This window comes from Bradyrhizobium dasycarpum, assembly GCF_042019905.1.
GTDB classification, from domain to species: Bacteria; Pseudomonadota; Alphaproteobacteria; order Rhizobiales; family Xanthobacteraceae; genus Bradyrhizobium; species Bradyrhizobium japonicum_B.
Window position 1 is genome coordinate 5556407 of record NZ_CP169574.1, and the last position, 19982, is coordinate 5576388.

General features: G+C 62.5%; 16 protein-coding genes and 2 pseudogenes. 10 read left to right on the forward strand and 8 right to left on the reverse strand.

All coding sequences use genetic code 11. The annotated features are described in order from the left end of the window. Positions 1-43: 43 nt before the first annotated feature. Entirely contained in the window at positions 44-202 is a 159-nt protein-coding gene (locus ACETMP_RS26535; protein ID WP_375158469.1) for a hypothetical protein, read from the reverse strand. 182 nt (positions 203-384) lie between these two features. Here ACETMP_RS26535 and ACETMP_RS26540 point away from each other — a divergent pair, with 182 nt between their 5' ends. Both ACETMP_RS26540 and ACETMP_RS26545 read left to right on the forward strand, forming a co-directional pair. Continuing rightward, the gene (locus ACETMP_RS26540) at positions 385-672 is read left to right on the forward strand and encodes a hypothetical protein (RefSeq protein ID WP_375158470.1); all 288 of its coding nucleotides are present in this window, start codon (positions 385-387) and stop codon (positions 670-672) included. Positions 673-907: 235 nt separating this feature from the next. Next, positions 908-2092, forward strand: a complete 1185-nt coding sequence (locus tag ACETMP_RS26545; protein ID WP_375158471.1) for an HWE histidine kinase domain-containing protein — start codon at positions 908-910, stop codon at positions 2090-2092. A gap of 695 nt (positions 2093-2787) precedes the next feature. On the opposite strand, the gene ACETMP_RS26550 is transcribed toward ACETMP_RS26545, so the two are convergent. Continuing rightward, entirely contained in the window at positions 2788-3099 is a 312-nt protein-coding gene (locus ACETMP_RS26550) for a hypothetical protein (RefSeq protein WP_375158472.1), read from the reverse strand. Between the two features lie 711 nt (positions 3100-3810). Here ACETMP_RS26550 and ACETMP_RS26555 point away from each other — a divergent pair. The 5 genes from ACETMP_RS26555 to ACETMP_RS26575 all read left to right on the forward strand — a co-directional run bounded on the left by ACETMP_RS26555 (position 3811) and on the right by ACETMP_RS26575 (position 8199). Then, entirely contained in the window at positions 3811-4821 is a 1011-nt protein-coding gene (locus ACETMP_RS26555; protein WP_375158473.1) for a PAS domain-containing protein, read from the forward strand. Positions 4822-5042: 221 nt separating this feature from the next. Next, positions 5043-5498, forward strand: coding sequence for a protoglobin domain-containing protein (locus ACETMP_RS26560; protein WP_375158474.1), 456 nt, complete (start codon positions 5043-5045; stop codon positions 5496-5498). A gap of 56 nt (positions 5499-5554) precedes the next feature. Then, a complete protein-coding gene (locus ACETMP_RS26565) occupies positions 5555-7267 on the forward strand; it encodes a methyl-accepting chemotaxis protein (RefSeq protein WP_375158475.1) in 1713 nt (570 codons plus the stop codon). 36 nt (positions 7268-7303) lie between these two features. Further along, positions 7304-7903, forward strand: a complete 600-nt coding sequence (locus tag ACETMP_RS26570; RefSeq protein WP_375158476.1) for a hypothetical protein — start codon at positions 7304-7306, stop codon at positions 7901-7903. A 155-nt stretch (positions 7904-8058) separates the two neighbouring features. Further along, positions 8059-8199 (forward strand): hypothetical protein, encoded by a 141-nt coding sequence (locus tag ACETMP_RS26575; protein ID WP_375158477.1) that lies wholly within the window; start codon positions 8059-8061, stop codon positions 8197-8199. Positions 8200-9136: 937 nt separating this feature from the next. On the opposite strand, the gene ACETMP_RS26580 is transcribed toward ACETMP_RS26575, so the two are convergent. From ACETMP_RS26580 to ACETMP_RS26590, 3 genes and pseudogenes are all read right to left on the reverse strand, one after another. Continuing rightward, positions 9137-9775, reverse strand: coding sequence for a cation transporter (locus ACETMP_RS26580; RefSeq protein WP_375158478.1), 639 nt, complete (start codon positions 9773-9775; stop codon positions 9137-9139). Positions 9776-9968: 193 nt separating this feature from the next. After that, a pseudogene (locus tag ACETMP_RS26585) lies at positions 9969-10651 on the reverse strand (class I SAM-dependent methyltransferase). Between the two features lie 27 nt (positions 10652-10678). Continuing rightward, the gene (locus ACETMP_RS26590; protein WP_375158479.1) at positions 10679-11137 is read right to left on the reverse strand and encodes an Rrf2 family transcriptional regulator; all 459 of its coding nucleotides are present in this window, start codon (positions 11135-11137) and stop codon (positions 10679-10681) included. Between the two features lie 350 nt (positions 11138-11487). On the opposite strand from ACETMP_RS26590, the gene ACETMP_RS26595 reads away from it, so the two are divergent. Next, on the forward strand, positions 11488-11781 hold the full coding sequence (locus ACETMP_RS26595; RefSeq protein ID WP_028138794.1) for a hypothetical protein: 294 nt from the start codon (positions 11488-11490) through the stop codon (positions 11779-11781). A gap of 116 nt (positions 11782-11897) precedes the next feature. On the opposite strand, the gene ACETMP_RS26600 is transcribed toward ACETMP_RS26595, so the two are convergent. From ACETMP_RS26600 to ACETMP_RS26610, 3 genes and pseudogenes are all read right to left on the reverse strand, one after another. Continuing rightward, complete coding sequence (locus ACETMP_RS26600) at positions 11898-13919, reverse strand: YgiQ family radical SAM protein (RefSeq protein ID WP_375161994.1); 2022 nt, start codon at positions 13917-13919, stop codon at positions 11898-11900. 343 nt (positions 13920-14262) lie between these two features. Further along, positions 14263-14958 carry a GntR family transcriptional regulator gene (locus tag ACETMP_RS26605; RefSeq protein ID WP_375161995.1) on the reverse strand — a complete coding sequence of 232 codons (696 nt, stop codon included), beginning with the start codon at positions 14956-14958 and terminating at the stop codon, positions 14263-14265. A gap of 9 nt (positions 14959-14967) precedes the next feature. Then, a pseudogene (locus ACETMP_RS26610) lies at positions 14968-16381 on the reverse strand (FAD-binding oxidoreductase). A gap of 179 nt (positions 16382-16560) precedes the next feature. On the opposite strand from ACETMP_RS26610, the gene ACETMP_RS26615 reads away from it, so the two are divergent. Beyond that, positions 16561-17445: a dihydrodipicolinate synthase family protein gene (locus ACETMP_RS26615; RefSeq protein ID WP_375158480.1), complete on the forward strand. Its 885-nt coding sequence runs from the start codon at positions 16561-16563 to the stop codon at positions 17443-17445. Positions 17446-17657: 212 nt separating this feature from the next. Further along, entirely contained in the window at positions 17658-19982 is a 2325-nt protein-coding gene (locus tag ACETMP_RS26620; protein ID WP_375158481.1) for a TonB-dependent siderophore receptor, read from the forward strand.

The following is a 19982-nucleotide window of genomic DNA, read 5'->3' on the forward strand; positions in this document are numbered from 1 at the left end:
GCCGCTGGCGCAACCTTGGGGGCGCGTTCGCGCCAGCGGCGACTCACTTTTCGCTTGCTTCCGCTTGCTCTCGCTCCAGGTCGCCGATCAGCTTCCCGATGCGCTGCGTGGTCGTGGGATCTTTCGCGCCTCGCAGCAGGCGCTTGGATTGTTCTAAGCGAAAAGCGACCTGCTCTTGGCGGGCGAGTTGGTCTTCCATCATTTGTTTTCCTCCAGTGAGGAAGACGATTGGCGGGGCCAATGGTTCAGATCCATCGTGCCACCGCGCGGCGCTCCGCTCGATTGCACAAGGCCATCTGGCATAGGAATGAACCAGGCCAAACAGCTGAGTTGAGGAGGGGAACGATATCTCGTGATGGTTGTTGTCCTGACGGATCCTCGAACGTGGCGGGATCGAAGACCAGAAGTCAGCAGAACAATATGATGAGATCCCTGTCGTCCCTTGCGATTTTCATGCTCCTCGGAGCGGCGGTGATCGCTTTGCCGCCTTTTGCTCCAGCAGTGCAGGCGGATGAGCTCGTGGCGCTGGCCAAAGGCGACCGGCTCGAAATCCGGGCCGCTTTCCCGGATTGCTCGGCACAGATCTGGCCGGACTTTACCACGTCCTGTTTGCGACACGCCGGCTCTGGAACGAAGATCCAGGAAGCTCGCCTCGTGACGGCCCCTCGATAGTTCGGTCGTTCGATCAGTTCTCCTGAGGGATCAGGCCCCAGTTTTTCCCCTCCGAACCAGCCCAGTCCGCATCAGACCGGTGCGCTGAGACGAGACACCCCGGGCACGGCGAATTGGCTGGCCTTCTCCTCTCGAAAAGCGCAGCCATGGGCGCGGCCTCGGTCCACGCAATCGGCTTACGAGCATTCGCGGGTGCCGAGACTACCTCGGCCCGCCGAGAAAGAGCGAGATCACCATGTCGACAGATCCAGTTCAGGTGCCGAACGTTCTCGTCGTGGAGGACGAGATGATCCTGCGGATGCGTGCGGTCGACATCGTGGAGGATGCCGGGTTCTGTCCCATCGAGGCGATCAATGCCGATGAGGCAATCTCGGTTCTGGAGTCCCGATCGGACATCTCGCTGCTGCTGACCGACATTCAAATGCCGGGAAGTATCGATGGCCTCAAGCTCGCCCACGCGGTGCACGAGCGCTGGCCCTCGATCAAGATCATTCTGGTGTCTGGCCAGGTCAAGCCGTCCGAGGCGGAACGGCCGGCGGACAGCAGATTCTTCGGTAAACCGCTCAGTGTCGAGCAAATGATCACCGAGCTCAAAACCATGGTGGGCGCAGGTGCTTTGCAGATCGTTCCGACGGCAGGCGACTGGACGCAAGGTGGCGCGTTTGACGCCGCGCGCGCCTCCCCCTCCCGGTCGGAGCAGGAGGCTTCCCTGTCCGCCGAGAACGACAGTCTTCGCCTGCTGCTCGAACAGGCCGAGATCGACGCGCGGGCCCTGATCATTCAGGCCGGCATCGACGCCGAGCAACGAACTGCCGCCGACAAATTGCAGAAGCTGATCCTCGGCGAGCTCCATCATCGCGTCAAGAATACGCTTGCGATGGTGAGTGCGATCGCGTCCCAGAGCTTCCGCGGAGCGCCGAGTATCGAGCACGGACAGAAGGCCATGGAGGGCAGGCTGCTCGCATTGGGGCGTGCCCATGATCTGCTGATGCAGGTGAGTTGGGCCGATGCGAGCCTTACCCACACGCTGAGCAGCGCAACGGAGCCCTACGACAGTCAGGGCGACAGACGTTTCCACTTCAATGGACCGGATATCAGGATAACCTCCGTCGCGGTCATTGCGCTTGCGATGACGTTCAACGAACTGTGCACCAACACGACCAAGTTCGGCGCCCTGTCCGTCCAGACGGGCAGCGTCGAGATTTCCTGGGCGATCGACGAGTTGACGCAGCGGCTTCGCCTGGTCTGGACCGAAAGGGGCGGGCCTCCGGTCGAGCCGCCAACGCGGCGGAGTTTCGGCACCCGGATGATGGGATCTCTGGGCCAGCAATTGACCGGGCAGGTGAGCCTTGCATTTGAACGGAGCGGATTTGTTTACGCACTGGACGTGCCACTCGGCTCGGTCGCCGCGGTCGCGTGAGCTGGTCTTGTTTGGGCCGTGAGAGATCGACCCCCCGGTAGCCCAGGTGGACGGCAAGTCGTGCCGGCGGCGCAAGACTCGGTCTGCCGGGTCTTGCCCGCCGTGGGCAGGCTTAGCTGGCCCGCTTGCCGAGGTGTTTGAGCATTTCGACAGCGTTCCGGAGGATCATAGCCTCTTGCATCGCCTCTGCACGCTCCTCGCCCAGCGGCATATTCCGGGCTCTGTCGCGAGCGTGCGATGCCTTGACGTCCAGCTTCGAAGCCAGGGACGGCTGCGCCGACGCCGCCTGGCGGAGCGGTCTGCCGGCCTGAGCAGATGGTGTGGGTCCCGCGAAGTGATCTACCATTGAAGCAGCATCGCAAAAGCGATCGGCAGCACGAAAAAGATCGGTAGCAGCACGGGCGGAACACGCCCCTCGTACACGATGGACGGGGAGATTCGTGACATGTTGACCGCCTCTTGGTCGCGGCGGGAGCGTGATGCTCTCAGTCACCGATGATAGCCGAGGGGCGGGCGGTGATATCGGTGATATGGCGTTCCACGCCCGGAATAGCCAGAGCAGCGTGACGATTTAGGTGATCGATGCTGTCTATGCATCAGCTTTCCTCCGCGTAGCCACCCGCGGCCCGGTCGCCTGAGAAACACAAAAGGCCGCGGATTGCTCCGCGACCTCTTGCATCGGCTCGCTTCGTCTCTCAGTAGGTGCCGATCCCGACGCTCACGCCGGGAGCGCGGATGCCGACGCCGCCGCGATCTTCATAGCCATAGCCGCGCCGCTCGATGTAGCGCTCACGTGGTGCATATCCGTAGGCATCGCGCCCTTCGCGGATGATGACGCGCCTTTCGCTACGTTGGCGCCAACACCGTCCGTCTTCGTTGCAGACCATGCGAACGTTCTGAAGGCTGCTCTCCGGCGTCGGCGATGTGCCGAGAGAAAGCGGGGCTGCCGCAGCGGCGGTCACGATAAGTGTACTGGCCGCGGCTGCCAAGACTGTGAGAATTCTCATGAACTATCTCCCGAAAGAAGTTTGTGTCAGTGAGCCAATAGGCTCGCGGAACAATGGTTCCAGGAGTGCAGGAAGAAACTCTTCCGCGGAATGAACTTGTTCGCCACGCCCGGCCGCCTCTCGCCGCAGCAGGCGCGCAATCGGTTCATGCCCGACCTGAGCTCTCGCCGCGTCACTTCACCAGCTGCATCAGATCGAGCAATGCATTCTGATTTGCATTTCATGGCCCACGTGTCTTTCTCCGGCCTGATTACTTTGCGAGAAAGGCGCTCACGCCTGGCGGCGCTGGCCGCAGGAGTGGCGGCAAGGGGACGTCGTGACCGCAGGAATTAGATATCTGACGCAGCGCATGATCGCTTCCACGAGCTGCGGAGCCTGCGACGAATCTCATAGGAACGTTTGCATGCGGCCTTGATTGGCATGTCATCGTCAACCGCAGACTGAACAATGCGAAAGACAATCTTCTCAGTGGCCATGTGTGCGTTGCTTGCCGGCGCGTCGATCGGTTTTGCCCATGCGCAGGCAGGCGGTGCGAGGGTCTCAGGCAAGCCGGCTTATGAACGGTAGGAACGAGCGTTTGACGACACGCTTCGCCAGCGGTGACTATGCGCGGCTGCAAGAATACGTCAACGAGCTGGAAGGCTCATAGCCTGGGGTTTGCGAACCTGCGAGACGCAAGCTAAGTTCCCTGCAAAAGGGCGAACGATACAAATGCTTGAGCTCTTAGGGGGACCGGCCGCAGAAACCTTGCGGCTGGTGGAGCGCGAACTTCGGCTTGGTTGCTGGACCTGGGATCTGCGCACGGACGAGATGCGGTGGTCCAAGGGGTATTATGATCTTCTAGGTCTCGATCCTGGGCAGGTGACTCCTTCGTTTGCCGCGATCCTTCAGGTGACTCACCCTGAAGACCGCAAGCCCCAAGCCGAAGTTGAGCGGGTCATAAGGCGCGCGTCTGCCGTCAAACGGAAATTCCGCGTTATTCGCCCCGGTGGCAGCACTGCATGGTTGTTCTGCCAGATCATCGTGCTCGTTGGCTCGGATGGAATTCCTGAAAAAGCACTCGGGGTTTGCAGCGACGTCACCGAGTCCGAGGAGCGACAAAGTCTGCTCCGGCACGTTGACGAACGCTACAGAGCGCTTGTCCAGGCCACTGATGCTATCGTTTGGGTTGCGAAGGCAGACGGCAGTATCCGAGAGGTGATGAATTGGGAGCATAAGCGGAGTGACCACGAAGACTTGGTCCTCGATAGAGGCTGGATAGATCTCGTGCATCCCGACGACAGGGAGCAAACCAGTCGCACATGGCAAGACGCGCTTCGCAGGAAAGCCAGCTGCGAGGTTGTGCACAGGATCCGTCAATCAGACGGAAGTTTTACGTGGAAGCGATCTCGCGGACAGCCGCTACTTGATGATCAAGGCCATGTGACAGAATGGGTGGGTCTAAATATCGACCTTGAGCCTGAGCCTCAGAAAGTCCCCAGCGAAAGCCAGCAGATCACCGGCGCACAGGTAAGAGCCGCTCGCGGCCTCCTTAGATGGTCCGTCAGGGACTTGGCCAAGGCCTCCGGAGTATCCCGCTCCATAATCAGGCGATTGGAAGAGATCGATGGACCCGCGCCCACCGATAATGCGCCGCTTTCCGCTATTGAACAGGCTTTTCGCGATGCCGGTGTTGAATTTCTTTTTTCAAAGACGGGCAAGCCGGGCCTGCGACCGCGCTAATTTGGCTTGGTCAGAACCTTCGCGGCTCAAAATTGTTTCGCTGTTGCGGCTCCGCCCCAGGCGTGTCGCCAATTTTGCAGGGCTGCTACCGAGAGTTACTCTCGATGGCGCTCAGACTGCCGACTTCGGTGAGGCCCGGGCGCAAAATTTGGCTAACACGGAGTTAATTGGAGCAAGGTACGCTCGGCCAAATTAATCGCAGCCGACGTGGCCGGGACTTCATGCAAGATCTCGTTCGGTATTTGGGGATCGATCGACAATCGCAGTCACTTGCGCGGCAGCTTTGGCGTTTCCTCGATGAGCCAAGCACCGAGATCATTGCCTCATTTTATCGCGACACCAGACAGTCGGAAGCAGGCTTGTTGCTCGATGAGCCGACAATCGAGCGGCTGAAGATCAAGCAAAAAGAGCATTGGCGCGCGCTCTTCAACAGCGGCTTCGATGATGCCTATCAGAGAAGCGTGACGATGATCGGAATCAAGCATTACGAAATCGGCCTTGATCCCAAATGGTACATCGCAGGCTATGCGCTCATCAAATCCCGTTTTGCGGAAAAGGTGCTGCAAGCGCCTGTACCGATGGGATTGAAATCGGCGTTGATTGTTACACTCGACAAATACGTCGCGCTGGATACTGCGCTCGCGCTCTCAACATACTCCTCTTGGCTTGTCGACTAACCCTCTGCTTGCACCGCGAATTCCGCTGTTTTGCACCAAAATCATTGGGATACCACATGCGCAACAATCTCCCGATTACGACCACGGAATACCCGATTGGGGAAGACACGCTGATCGTTTCGAAGACCGATCTAAAAGGCAAACTGACCTACTTCAACGACGAGTTCGTCAAGGCAAGTGGATTTGAGGCCCACGAGCTTTTGGGGCAGCCTCACAACATCATTCGGCATCCTGATATGCCGCCGGTCGCGTTCGAAGACCTCTGGCGCACCCTGCAGGCGGGCAAGCCGTGGTCGGGTGCAGTCAAAAATCGACGCAAGAACGGCGATTTCTACTGGGTTCTCGCGAGTGCGACGCCAGTCTGGGAAGCCGGCGTTGTCACCGGCTACATGTCCATTCGCTCGCAGCTACCGGCATCGCATCGTGAGGAAGCGGCACGCGTCTACAAGCTGATCATGAATGGGGAAGGAGGGCGCTACCGATTGCACGCGGGGATCGTCCGAAAGCGCGGCTGGGCCGATCTGGTCGCGCCCTTCACGCGAACGCTGCGCGCTCGCATTGTTACCCTGCTCGCAGGTATGGCAGCCAGCTTGCTGGTGATCAGCGGCATCGGGCTGCTCACGCTGGATGGCGCGGCGGATTCCTTTGGACTTCAGAAGGGCATGGTGCTGGCGGTCGACTTGGCTGCCCTGTTACTGGGAGGGCTGATCGGGCTGTCGACCATGAAGGCTATCGGAGATCCTGTCCGGCAGCTCAACGACGTGATGGACACGGTCGCCCAGGGAAAATTCAACACGCGTATTAATGTCGAACGTGACGACGAACTCGGCATAGCGTTGAGAAACCTGCAAGCGCTTCAGGCCAAACTTGGATTTGAGCAGGAGCAAAAGAGAGATACCGCTCAAAGATCTGCAGCACAGCGCAAAGCGGAGATGCAAAGATTGGCCGGCGAATTCGAGGCTGCCGTGGGCGCAATCGTTCGAACGGTTTCCGGAGCAGCGACCGAGCTCGAAGAGTCTGCCACCACAATGACGAGAGCAGCTGACACGACCTTACGTTTGTCGGAGTCTGTTGCGCTCGGCTCCGAAGAGGCTTCGACGAATGTCCAATCCGTTGCAGCCTCAACGGAGGAGATGTCGTCTTCCGTCGGGGAGATTGGCCGTCAGGTTCAGGAATCCACCCGAATCGCAGCGGGAGCCGTACAGCAGGTCGTCCTTGCAAACGCGAGAATAGAGAAGCTGTCGGAAGCGGCTGCCCGGATTGGAGATGTTGCGGAGATGATCAGTGCAATTGCCTCTCAAACAAATCTGCTGGCGCTCAACGCAACGATTGAGGCCGCGCGCGCTGGTGAAGCTGGTCGAGGATTTGCTGTCGTTGCTTCCGAGGTGAAAGGTCTTGCAGAACAAACGGCGAAGGCCACCACCGAAATCGGACGCCAGATATCGGAGATTCAGGGAGCTACTGAGAATGCCGTAAGCGCCATTAAGGAGATCGGTGGAACCATGGGCCATGTTTCGCAAATTGCAACGGCGATTGCCGCCGCTGTGGAGGAGCAGGGAATGGCAACACAAGAGATTGCCCGGAGCGTCCAGCAAGCTGCAGAGGGAACAGCGCAGGTGTCAGCCAATGTCTTGCAGGTAAGTCGAAGCACAATCGAGACCGGGGGCGCGTCCTCGCAAGTGTTGGGGGCAGCTCAATCACTTTCCGTCCAGAGTCGGCGACTGCAGGACGAGCTGGACAAGTTTTTGGCCAGTCTTCGGGCGGCCTGAGCGAGAGCTTCAGGCCTTCATGAGAGAGCGGACTAGATGCGCTTCCAGAGCATAGGGACCTCTGTGGTGAAAGCAATTCGCCAACGTGATCTACTGAACACGTGGCTGAGGCTCTACCATCGCAACAGGAGCATACCTTCCCTGCAGGAATACGAGCCAAGTCGTCTTCGGGAGGAAGCTAGCGATCTCGTCCATTACCAAGTGGATGCGACGAAGACGCCTCCGGGTTTTATCATTCAAAGCAAAGGCACGCGAATGTCGAAAGCCTATGGCGAAGCGGGCATGGGTCGCGAGCTCGAAGAATATGTGGGGATACGTTTGGCGCCTGTGATCATGCCGGCCTATCGCATCTGCTTTTTGCATCAGAGCCCCGTCTATACGGTCGATGAATTGGAGGATGTTGGCAAGCGCCAGATCGAATATGAACGACTGCTCCTTCCATTTGGTTCATCCGGTCGGGTCTCGAATATCCTTGCCTCCTTGAAGACAATCAGCATCGATGGCGGGTTTGCAATACAGGACCTAATGAGGCGTAATGGCAGGCTCCCTCGAGCCAAGATCCGCGCGGTGATAGATTGCAGTGCGGCAGATCAGTTGCCCAAGCGGATTTTGCCTGATGATTTGGTTTTCGAGTGAGTACAGCTTTCTGTGATTTCACTCAACCCAGTCTACTGATGGGAGCCGGATTGAAGGGTGGACGCCATTCGCCTGTACGATCGCGACGCGCTGTGGGACCACGTCCGCCGTGTTTGAGACCAATACACCCACGGCTCGCACTGGCGCGAAACGCCATGAAAAACGTCGCCTTCTGGGCCATCGCCGAAGTGGCGGCATCGCTCCACGAAGTCCGCATATCGAACCATGGCGGACAAGATCTGCTTGCTTCCTTCTCGCGCGCACTCATCGCTGGAGCGATCAATCACGTCGCCTGACGCTGCTGAGACATCGTGTTTTTCAGTCGGGGCTGTGAAGCTCTGAGAAGACTCGTTGATGGAACTGTGCGGTGCAACGCGATAGCGGGTGGACGGTCCGACCGGCAAATAGATCATGGCCTGATGGAGACGCACAAGAGGGTGGCGCCGCTGTGCAGGGTGCCTGGTTGCCGCGTTCGCAGAGCGGCACAGTGTGATCAGGAAGCCCGAGATCAGGACAGCATCTCGTTTCTTTTCCCATCCTCGCCTCCGCCGCGCTTACTTGATTGATTCTAGTTCGCGCTCCGACAAATGGCAGCTTGCCGAAAATTATACTCCCTTCGTGCAAGGGGCATCGCGTGACCGCTGGAACCAGATCCTGTTCGACGCAGCGCATGATCGCTTCCACGAGCTGCGGAGCCTGCGACGAATCTCATAGGAACGTTTGCATGCGGCCTTGATTGGCATGTCATCGTCAACCGGAGACTGAACAATGCGAAAGACAATCTTCTCAGTGGCCATGTGTGCGTTGCTTGCCGGCGCGTCGATCGGTTTTGCCCATGCGCAGGCAGGCGGTGCGGGGGGCGCGGGCGGAGGCGCAGGTGGAGCGGGCGGCGCGGGTGCGAGCGCGGGAGCCGGAGGAACCGGCGCCGGCTCGGCGGGCGGAACGACGGGCGCGGCCGGACCAGGCCCGGGCGGTATTGGTGCCGGGGGCGGCACGGCCGGTGGATCCAGCGCTGGGACCAGCGGGAATGGCCCGGGTGCCGCCGGCCAGGGCGGTCCCCAGACGATCCGTCCTGGCGGGTCCAACGATCCGACCCGACGGTAACAAGATCGTTGCTTGATCGAAGAAGGGAAGCTGCGGGGTTCATCTCAGCAGCTTCCCAAGAAGTCTCGCCAGATGACGTCTCGCCAGATGTGACGGCCCATGGGCCGATTACGCACCTCCGGCAGGAGGCTACTCGGCGGGTGCACCCGACGGCCGGCGCATCTCCTCCAGCGACTGACGGAGAATTTGCATCGCTGAGGAAAGGAACAGGCCCGCCATCAGGGCCGCGACAATCAGGTCAGGCCATTTCGAGGCCGTGAGCCAAACAGCTCCCGCCGCGATCATGACGGCGACGTTGCCGATGGCATCGTTCCGCGAGCACAGCCAGACCGACCTGACGTTGGCGTCACCATCCTTGTACCGCATGAGCAGAAGGACACTCGTGACGTTTGCCGCCAAGGCCAGGAAGCCTACGGCACCCATGATCTCCGCCTGCGGAATGCCAAGGATCAGCACGTGATAGGCCGTCGATCCAAACACCCACAAGCCCATCAAGAATAGCGATAGCCCCTTGAACAAGGCTGCCTTTGCACGGGTTATCGCGGAGGTGCCGATCGCGGCAAGGGTGATGCCGTAGGTCAGCGCGTCGCCCAGGAAATCCAGCGCGTCCGCTTGCAGCGCCTTCGAGCCGGCCAGATGGCCGCCGCCGGTTTCAACGATGAACATCCCAGCATTTATTCCGATGACCAGCCAGAGCCGTCGCCGGTAATCTGCGGAAAGACCCTCGAACCTTGCTTCACTGCCGCAGCAACCGCCGCAACCAGACATATGACGCCTCCGCTCTGGGTGAATATGGGAGGATTTGCCGCAGCGTGCAATCGGCCAAGTGCCCCTTCAGCGCTGTCCGATTCTGAAGGCAGAACGGACGCGGCCTGTGGCACCGGCGAATGAGTCGTGACTGCGCGCCCGGGCGTACCCGGCATTGCATGATGCCCGGCCCGGTTGACGAAGCCGTGCCGCCTCACGCGTAGGCCACCCAGCCGCGGAAGGCGAAGCCGGTATAGAACAGGACGGGGTCGGAGAAGCCGGCCTCGCGCAGGACCGCCTCGTCCTGAGCCGGCGTGAGGATCTCCAGATGGTTGGTAACGGCGTCTCGCGCGGCTGCCGCCTTGTCGGGCTCGACGCCGGAGAAGGCCAGGAACGCGGAGTACCGCGACAGCCATCGCGGACGTTCCTCGAAGCCGTCGGGCGCGCTCAAATGCGCGACCACGAAGGGCGCGCGCGGTCTGAGCCTGCGGCGGATTTCCGAAGCAATGCGACGCCGCTCCGCGATATCGACGAAGTGCAGCGTCAGCAGGCAGCTGGCGCCGTCAAAGGACCCTCCGGCGCATCGTCGATGTAACCTTGATGCAGACGCGCGCGCGGCGCGAGCGGGCCCAGGGTTTGTCCGGCCAGCGCCAGCATCGCCGCGGACGGGTCCACGCCGTCGAAACTCCAGCGCGGCTGCGCTTGCGCAAACGTCCTCAACTCGAGGCCCCCGCCGGCGCCGAGCACGAGGATGCGCGCCGCCTCACGCGCGCGCTCGGCCAGCAGGATCGCCGCCATCGACAGCATGGCGTTGTAGCCGGGCACGAAGCGCGGCGGTCCCTCGGTGTAATTCGCCACGGCTTGCGGATCGGAGAACATATCTTGAATGTTGGTCATGGCGTTGTCCTTGCCGGATCGTGCGCGTTAGGCGTGATGCGCGCTCATGCCGTGAGGCTTGCGCGAGCCGAGGCGCTTGCGAAGATCGTCGCTCAGCATCGCCAGCGTCACCTCGCCGAGGCGCGTCAGCAGCAGCGCCTCCGCATCGCCAAAGGCCTGACCGAGCGCGGCATTGACGGCCTGCTCGACCAGGCAGCCGGGTGCTTCGGTGCGGTTGCCCATCGCCAGCAGCGAGGGACTCCCGAGCGCGGCATAGATATCGCGCAGCGTAACCTTCGAAAGATCGCAGGCGAGCGTCCAGCCGCCGCCGTGCCCTTTCTCCGAGCGCACGTAACCGATCTCCCGCAGGCCCGCCATGATGCGTCGGATCACCACGGGGTTGGTGTCCATGGCTTTCGCCAGTGTCTCGGATGTGAACGGCCCCGGCTGCTGCGCCATGTGCAAGAGGACGTGCAGCACGCCGGATAGTCGGCTGTCTCGCTTCATGTAACTTTATATGTTACATGACGGCGGGAAAGTCAACCAGATGCGGAGACGGCGCGGCACCCCTGTTTTGCCCGACGAGGCAACAGGTTCTTGCCCGACACATCGGTCGCGTCGGACGAGCCGTAAGCCATTGATCCTGCAGGCGCGGCCTACTGTGCATGGGGTTGTTTTCGACATTTTTGGTTCTGGCTGGCCTGACCCATCGCAGGCGGCCCGACAGACATGCCGATTTGTCACGGTGACGGCTCCATGTGCGAGGAGCAACATTCGGTCGGGGCGACGTTATGGACTTTTCGTCCTGTCCCTCACACGACGCCCGTTTTCATCAGTCCATTTTTCGGAGGCGCGTCATGCAGGTTTACAACGTGGTGAAGTTCAGGGTGAAGCAGGGCGAGGAAGCCGCCTTTCTCGACGCGCATCGCAACGGCAAGGCCAAATGGCCTGGCCTCGAGCATGGCGTCATCATCAAGACCGGAGACCAAACCTTTTGCCTCATCGGCACGTGGTCCAGCCAGGATGCGCTGGTCGCCGCGCGATCGGCGATGATCAAGACCCTCGACAGCTTCAGGTCGGTGCTTGAGGACCAGGGCAACGGACGCGGCGTGACCGATGCCGTGTCGGGCGAGGTCGTGCTGGCGCTCTAAAGCATGATCCGCAAAAGTGCGCAGCGGTTCTCCGAAAAGACCATGCTTATACAACAACCTAAAGCGTGATGACGATTCATCCTCATCGCATCGCGCTTTAGGCGGTAAGCCAGCCGCTACTTCATTACCCGCAGACCCTTGGTCGTGAACTTCTGCGTCTTGCCGCCGGGGCGCATTGGTCGCCGCGTGCCCGCGGCCTTGCCGGTGCCGGGCGGCTGGTGTGCCGGCACGAGCTGGTGCGGCTGCGAGCCGATCAGGTCGCGGCGGCCCATCTCGATCAGGGCCTCGCGCAGCACCGGCCAATTGTCGGGATCGTGGTAGCGCAGGAAGGCCTTGTGCAGCCGGCGCTGGCGCAGGCCCTTGATGGCCTCGACCTTGTCGCTGCCGCCGTGGCGCACGCCGCGCAGCGGATTGACGCCGGTGTGGTACATCGCGGTCGCGGTCGCCATCGGCGAGGGCAGGAAGGTCTGCACCTGGTCGGCGCGGTAGCGGTTTTTCTTCAGCCAGAGCGCGAGGTTCATCATGTCCTCGTCGGTCGTGCCCGGATGCGCCGCGATGAAATACGGGATCAGGTAATATTTCTTGCCGGCCTGCTCGGCCGCGGCGTCGAACATGCGCTTGAACTTGTCGTAGGCGCCGATGCCCGGCTTCATCATCTTGTCGAGCGGCCCGCGCTCGGTATGCTCCGGCGCGATCTTCAGGTAACCGCCGACGTGATGGGTGACGAGCTCCTTGATGTATTCGGGGCTCTCGACCGCGAGGTCGTAGCGCACGCCGGAGGCGACCATCACCTTCTTGATGCCACGGGTCTCGCGCACCTTGCGATAGAGGCGGATGAGGTCGTCATGCGAGGTGTTGAGGTTCGGGCAGATCTCGGGGAAGACGCAGGACGGCCGCCGGCACGCCGCCTCGACCTTGGGATCCTTGCACGCCATCCGGTACATGTTGGCGGTGGGGCCGCCGATATCGGAGATCACGCCGGTGAAGCCCGGCGTCTTGTCGCGGATCTTCTCGATCTCGCGCAGAATAGAACCTTCGGAGCGGTTCTGGATGATGCGGCCCTCGTGCTCGGTGATCGAGCAGAAGGTGCAGCCGCCGAAGCAGCCGCGCATGATCGTCACCGAGAACTTGATCATGTCCCAGGCCGGGATCTTCGCCTCGCCATAGGACGGATGCGGTGCGCGCGCGTAAGGCAGGTCGTAGACCGCGTCCATCTCCTCGCTGGTCAGCGGAATCGGCGGCGGGTTGAGCCAGAGATCGCGGTCGCCGTGACGCTGCACCAGCGGCCGCGCATTGCCGGGATTGCTCTCCCGGTGCAGCACGCGCGAGGCACGCGCATAGGCTTCCTTGTCCTGCTCCACCTGCTCCAGCGCCGGCAGCCGAATGACGGTCGCGCCCTTCTGGCGCGTCGCGCCCTCGTCGGCGGAATCGAGATCGTCGGCGTGCAGCTCGGTGTAATCCTCCGGGACTTTTCGGAACAGCGCGACACCCCTGATGTCGTCGAGCGCGCGAGGCGCTTCGCCGGCGGCGAGCCGATGTGCCACCTCGACGACGGCGCGCTCGGCATTGCCATAGAGCAGCAGATCGGCCTTGGCGTCGGCCAGCACCGAGCGGCGCACCTTGTCGGACCAATAATCGTAATGCGCGATCCGGCGCAGCGAGGCCTCGATGCCGCCGAGCACGATCGGGACGTCCTTGAACGCCTCGCGGCAGCGCTGGGCGTAGACGACGGTGCAGCGGTCCGGCCGCTTGCCGCCTTCGCCGCCCGCGGTGTAGGCGTCGTCGCTGCGGATGCGTCGGTCCGCGGTGTAGCGGTTGACCATGGAATCCATGTTGCCGCCGGTGACGCCGAAGAACACCTTTGGCTTGCCCAGCACCTTGAACGGTTCGGCCGAGTGCCAGTCGGGCTGCGAGATGATGCCGACGCGAAAGCCTTGCGCCTCCAGCAGGCGGCCGATGATCGCCATGCCGAAGCTCGGATGGTCGACATAGGCGTCCCCGGTCACCAGCACGATGTCGCAGGCGTCCCAGCCGAGCGCATCCATCTCGGCGCGGCTCATGGGAAGGAACGGCGCCGGCTTGCGCGGCCGGGCCTGGGCCATCAGCGGCTTTGTGGCAGTGGCGATCTGGGTGTCCATGCGGATACGCATAGGACCCCGAGCTCCCGAATACAACCGACGGACGCGCGAAAGATCGAAGGTTCCCGGGTCGCCAGGAACCATCCGTCTCGATGGACATTCTGATGGAGGGTTGCGGCGAGCCCCGCTCGCGCGCGCCCGCGAACGTCCGCCTGTGGCGATGGGGGAGCTGTGAGCACGGTCATAGAGAACTTGCTGTTGCGGAAGCAGAAGCTCGTGGAACAGCTCGAAAAAGGCGCCGTCGGTCGAGGATCGCGACAAGATCGAGCACCAGCTCGAGCAGATCAACACCGCGCTGGATTTCCTGGACAGGCCGGGCTCGAGGGACGCGAAATGATCGCGCTCAATCCGCTTTCGGGGTCTCGACCTTCAAGGCCTCCACCTTCAATGCCTTGGCATAGACCACGCCTGAATTGGTGATGTGCGTGGTCATCAATTCCTCGAAGGCGGCGAGCTCGCCGCGCGCGAACAGATCGAGCAGCTTGCGATGCTCGTCGAACGAGGTGCGGGTCCGCACGTCGATCGGCGAGGTCAGGTTGGTGCGGAGCGCGGCGACGCGGCCGGAGACCAGCTGATAGGATTCGGCCAGATAGCGGTTGCCGCAATGGGCGAACAGTGCCTCGTGAAAGGCGGTGTCCGCGCGGCCATAGGCGATGTTGTCCTTCGCCGCCACTGCCGGCTCCATCGCCGCAATCGCCTCGCTCATCGAGGCGATTGCACCGTCGCAATCGTGACCATAGGCGAGCTCGGCGGCCTTGGGCTCGAGCGCGATGCGGAAGGTGCAGAGCGCGTTGATGTCGTCCGCGCTCGGGGTGAACACGAAACTGCCGACCTGCGGCCGGATCATGACGAGGCCTTGCGCCTGCAGCTGGCCCATGGCCTCGCGCACCGGGGTGCGGCTGACGCCGAAGGAATTGGCCACCATCTCCTCGGAGATGGCGGCGCCAAGCGCGAACTCGCCGTCGATGATCGCCTGGCGCAGCCGCTGCATCACCCGCTGCGACAGCGATTTCGGCGCATCGAGCTTGAGCGAGCGGATCTGCATGCCTCAGATTACCTTGCCGGGATTGAGCAGCTGATCGGGATCGAGCGCCGCCTTCAGCGTCCGCATCAGCGCGATCTCGGCTTCGCTACGGGCATGGCCCAGCCATTGCTTCTTCAGCGTGCCGATGCCGTGCTCGGCGGAGACGCTGCCGCCCATTTCGCGAACGAGACCGTAAATGATCGCGTCCATCTCGTCCTTCGGCTGCTGCGCGACCGACAGGCCGGTAACCCACGAGACCAGATGCAGATTGCCGTCGCCGATATGGCCGTAATAGACGCTCTCGCAGCTCTTGATGCCGTCAGCGAGCGCCGCCTTGCAGCGCGTGACGAACTCGTCCATCCGCGCCACCGCAAGGCCGATATCGTAGGAGATGTGCGGCCCCAGCACCTGGCCGAACTCGGCGCAGATGTCGCGCACACGCCAGAACGCCTGCGTCTGCGCCAGCGATTGCGCCACGGCGGCATCGGCCAGCAGCCCGCGCTCCATCAGCTCCTCGAGGCCAGGCCTGGAAGCGCGGCGCGTCGACGCTCTCGTCGGTACCCTGCGCCTCGACCAGCACGTAGAGGCCCTGGCCGGCGGCGACCGGCGGCTTCACGCCGGCGCGATTCGTGATCACGTCCCAATAGTCCGGCCACATCACCTCGAAGGCCGACAGCAGCGGGCCGAGCCCGCTGCGCGCCGCGCCGAGCAGCGCGACCACCGCGGCATAGTCCTTCAGCGCGCAGAGCGCCGCCATGGTCGAGCGCGGCTTCGGGAACAATCTTAGCACCACGCGGGTGATGATGCCGAGCGTGCCTTCGGAGCCGATGAAGAGGTGCTTGAGGTCGTAGCCGGCGTTGTTCTTCATCAGCTTGTTGAGACCGGTGATGATGGTGCCGTCGGGCAGCACGACCTCAAGCCCGAGCACCAGCTCGCGCGTCATGCCGTAGCGGATCACGCGGTTGCCGCCGGCGTTGGTGGAGAGATTGCCGCCGATCGCGCAGGAGCCTCGCGAGCCGAGGTCGAGCGGAAAGAAGAAGCCGGCTTCATCCGCGGCCTTCTGGATCGTCTCCAGCGGCGTGCCCGCTTTCACCGTCATCGTCGCGGAGGCCGCATCGATTTCCTCGATGCCGGTCATGCGCTCCAGCGAGATCGCGACCCAGCCGGCTTCGGGCGAGGCGCCCCGGCACAGTCCGGTCAGTCCACCCTGCGGCACGAACGGCAGATGGGCCTGACGGCAGGTGGCAATCGCGTCGGCCACGCCTTGCGCGTCGACGGGGCGGATCACCGCGAGCGGTGTCTGCGGCAGGCTCGCGCTCCAGTCGTTGCAATTGCGCGCGGGCACGTCGGTGCCGGTCAACACGGCAGCCGCGCCGAGCTTGTCGCGCAGGGCGCCGAGCAATTGCTCGGGTCGTCCGATGGGGCTCACCATGTTCATGCGGACCTCCTCGGAAGCTGGCCGCGCCTCAGGCGCGCCTTCGCGGTGGAAAGGGTTTGCGTATACCTTGTATGTAAGGTACAAGACCAAAAGTAAAGTAAAAACAAGGCCCGGGCAAGCTTCGGAAGATCGTTGAAGATCAGCGGCTTAGTTCGGGATCGAAAGCAAAGGGCAGTGTGATGACCGAGGCAATTCGCGGGTTCTGGGTGGCATCGGCGACGCCGCTGACGGCCGACGGCAGCGTGGATTCGGCAAAGCTCGCAGCTCACGCCAAACAGCTCTTCGGCAAAGGCGTCGATGGCGTCGTGTTGTTCGGCACCACCGGAGAGGGCACCACCTTCAGCGTCGCCGAGCGCATCGCGACCGTGGAGGCGGTGCTCAAGGCCGGCGTTGCCGCCGACCGTATCGGGATCGGCGGCGGCTTTCCCGCCTTCTCGGACAGCATCGCTCTCTCACGCGCGGCGCTCGACCTTGGCCTGCGTCATGTGCTGGTGCTGCCGCCTTACTTCGATCGCAACGTCACGCCTGACGGCATCGAGGATGCGTTCGCCGCGATCATCGACGGCGTCGCCGACGAAAGGCTGCGCGCCTATCTCTATCACATTCCGCAGGTGTCGGGCGTCGCGATTCCGACCGGCGTTGCTGCCAGCTTGCGCAAGCGCTACGGCAAGGTGATCGCCGGCCTGAAGGATTCCAGCGGCGACTTCAAGCAATTCCAGGCCTTCCGTGCCGCCGCGCCCGAGCTCGCCATCACCGTCGGCAACGAGGCCGATATCGCCCGCGCGATGGCCGCCGGCGGGGCCGGCACCATCTGCGGCATGGCCAATGTCGTGCCTGAGCTGGTCAAGGGCATGGTCGACGGCAAGGACGTCGAAGCGCGCATGCAGGCCGCGATCGATATCGTGCTGAGAACACCGTCGTCCACCGCCACGTTGAAAGCGATCCTTGCGGCACAGACCGGCGATGCAGCCTGGCTGCGGGTGCGGCCGCCGCTGCGCGCGTCATCCGACGGCGCTGCGTTGAAGCGCAAGCTCGACGAGGTGATGGCGCCTGCGATCGCGTGAGACCGCACGAAATCCTGATACGTCGCCGCGAGTTCGCGTGCGACGTGTCGCGGGCCGCCCGACGGCAATTGGAGATTGCCGTTCACTGCCGCTCGCTTCTTAGAACGATTCAACACTAGAGCGATTCAACTCCGCTTGCGGTTCTCTTCGCGCACGGTGGCTGTTAGACGCGCGAGCTTCAATGCCGTGTCCGACCTGGAAGTGAATCGAACGTGCGTGCTCATCTGGATGGCCGACGCGTCAGCAGCCATCGTTACCGTGCCGGCAAGCGCCGTGCAGGTCTTCTCATTGGAGCAGCCGTGCTGCTCGCCGAATGCCACTCCAACACCACGACCGCACAGGCGCAGTCGGCCCTGCCGCCCGTGACGGTGGAGGCTCCGAGACCGCGGTCGAAACCGGCGCGCGCTTCGGACCAATCCTCACGCCGCCTCCAGACCGCCGCGCGGCGGCGCGATCGCAATCCGGTACCCGCCGCGCCGCCGCCCTCCGAGCGCGCCGCAGCTGACGCCGCCGCGCAACAGGCCGCCAAGCTCGGCTACCGCGCGATGCCGAGCGCGACCACGCTGCGCAGCGGCGCCTCGCCGCTCGATACCTCGCAGACCGTCAACGTGGTGCCTGCGCAGGTGCTGAAAGACCAGCTGCCGCGAAACATCGACGATGCGCTGGTCAACATCAGCGGGATCACCCAGGCCAACACGCTTGCGGGCACGCAGGACGCGGTGATCCGCCGCGGCTTCGGCGACAATCGCGACGGCTCGATCATGCGCAACGGCATGCCGCTGGTGCAGGGCCGCAGTCTCAATCCCGCCGTCGAAAGCGTCGAGGTGCTGAAGGGGCCGGCCACGCTGCTCTACGGCATCATGGATCCTGGCGGCATCGTCAACACCGTCAGCAAGCGGCCGGAGCTCTACCAGCACGGCTCGGTCACGCTGCTCGGCTCGACCTATGCGAACAATCGCAGCGGTGCCGACGGCCTGCTCGATGTCACCGGCCCGATCGGCGATCAGGGCCTCGCCTATCGCTTCATCGGCTATGGCGTCAGCGAGGACTATTGGCGCAACTTCGGCCGCCATCGCGAGATGCTGGCGAACCCGTCGCTGGCCTGGTACGGCGATACAACGACGGTGCAGCTCACCTATGAGCACCGCGAGTTCATCACTCCGTTCGACCGCGGCACGGCCTTCGTCAAGGGCGCTCCACTGACGATCCCGAAGACGCGCCGGCTCGACGAGCCCTTCAACAACATGTGGGGCACGTCCGACCTGGTGCAGGCTTCCGTCGAGCAGAAGCTCGACGACAATTGGAAGGTCACGGCGGCCTACAGCTACAACACCGAGACTTTCAGCGCGAACCAGCTTCGCATCACCGGCGTCAACGCCGCGACCGGTGTTGAAACCCGCAGCAACGACGGGACGCGCAACTCGCTGAGCAACGCCAGCTACGGTACCTCCTATCTGCAAGGCGACGTCTGGCTGGGCGGTTTCCGCCACGAGATTCTGTTCGGCGGCGAGGCGCTGTACCGCACGATCGATCGCCACGATTTGATTCGCCAGACGACACCGAGCTTCAATTTCTACAACCCGGTTTATGGACTGGTCGTGCCGGGTACGACCGTCTCGGCGACCGACAGCGAGCAGACCGACAAGCTCGGCACCCGCAGCTTCTTTGCCCAGGACACGTTTCACCTGACGAATTGGCTGTCCGTGGTCGGCGGTGTGCGCTGGATGGAATATGAGCAACTCGCGGGAAAAGGGCGACCCCGTTTCGTCACCGCTACCGATCTTTCGGGCGACAAGGTTCTGCCGCTCGGCGGCGTCATCTTCAAGCTGAACGACCAGCTCTCCTATTACGTGAGCTATACGCAGTCGCTGAAGCCGACATCGGTTATTCCGCCGTTCACGGCCGGCTTCGTTGTCGATTCCACCATTGCGCCTGAAGAAGGAACGCAGTGGGAGACCGGTCTGAAATTCGATGTCAACAAACGGCTGTCGGGCACTCTGGCAGTCTACGACATCCAGAAGAAGAACGTGCTGGTGCTGGACGATATCGGCGGCGGCAAGTCTGCGGCGCGCACAACCGGCGCGGCCAGGTCACGCGGCGTGGAGCTGGACGTGACGGGCAGACTGACCGACGAATGGAGCATGATCGGAAGTTACGGCTATACCGACGCACGGGTGAGCGATGATCCGGTTGTCGGCAATGCCAGGCTGTTCAATGTTCCAATGAACACGGCCTCGCTCTATCTCGTCTACGATTTCGGCGACAGGCTCCCCGGACGCCTGCGGCTGGGCGGCGGCGCGCATTATGTCGGCGATCGGGCGGGCGACTCGGCCAACACCTTCTTCATGCCGGCCTATACCGTGGCGGACATTTTTGCGACGTACGACACGAAGATCAATAATCTGCCCGTGACTTATCAGTTCAACGTCAAGAACCTGTTCGACAAGCTTTACTATACGTCCAGCACCGGAAATGCCTTGAACGTCGCCCTCGGGGATGCGCGGCGGGTGTCGCTGTCGGCGACGGTGAAGTTCTAG

What these genes read in the sequence shown, in the direction of transcription:
- ACETMP_RS26550 (WP_375158472.1), bottom strand. Translation starts at nt 3,099, where the DNA reads ATGAGAATTCTCACAGTCTTGGCAGCCGCGGCCAGTACACTTATCGTG.
- ACETMP_RS26535 (WP_375158469.1), bottom strand. Translation starts at nt 202, where the DNA reads ATGATGGAAGACCAACTCGCCCGCCAAGAGCAGGTCGCTTTTCGCTTA.
- ACETMP_RS26570 (WP_375158476.1), top strand. Translation starts at nt 7,304, where the DNA reads ATGCGCTTCCAGAGCATAGGGACCTCTGTGGTGAAAGCAATTCGCCAA.
- ACETMP_RS26580 (WP_375158478.1), bottom strand. Translation starts at nt 9,775, where the DNA reads ATGTCTGGTTGCGGCGGTTGCTGCGGCAGTGAAGCAAGGTTCGAGGGT.
- ACETMP_RS26560 (WP_375158474.1), top strand. Translation starts at nt 5,043, where the DNA reads ATGCAAGATCTCGTTCGGTATTTGGGGATCGATCGACAATCGCAGTCA.
- ACETMP_RS26575 (WP_375158477.1), top strand. Translation starts at nt 8,059, where the DNA reads ATGAAAAACGTCGCCTTCTGGGCCATCGCCGAAGTGGCGGCATCGCTC.
- ACETMP_RS26615 (WP_375158480.1), top strand. Translation starts at nt 16,561, where the DNA reads ATGACCGAGGCAATTCGCGGGTTCTGGGTGGCATCGGCGACGCCGCTG.
- ACETMP_RS26590 (WP_375158479.1), bottom strand. Translation starts at nt 11,137, where the DNA reads ATGAAGCGAGACAGCCGACTATCCGGCGTGCTGCACGTCCTCTTGCAC.
- ACETMP_RS26545 (WP_375158471.1), top strand. Translation starts at nt 908, where the DNA reads ATGTCGACAGATCCAGTTCAGGTGCCGAACGTTCTCGTCGTGGAGGAC.
- ACETMP_RS26565 (WP_375158475.1), top strand. Translation starts at nt 5,555, where the DNA reads ATGCGCAACAATCTCCCGATTACGACCACGGAATACCCGATTGGGGAA.
- ACETMP_RS26600 (WP_375161994.1), bottom strand. Translation starts at nt 13,919, where the DNA reads ATGGACACCCAGATCGCCACTGCCACAAAGCCGCTGATGGCCCAGGCC.
- ACETMP_RS26595 (WP_028138794.1), top strand. Translation starts at nt 11,488, where the DNA reads ATGCAGGTTTACAACGTGGTGAAGTTCAGGGTGAAGCAGGGCGAGGAA.
- ACETMP_RS26555 (WP_375158473.1), top strand. Translation starts at nt 3,811, where the DNA reads ATGCTTGAGCTCTTAGGGGGACCGGCCGCAGAAACCTTGCGGCTGGTG.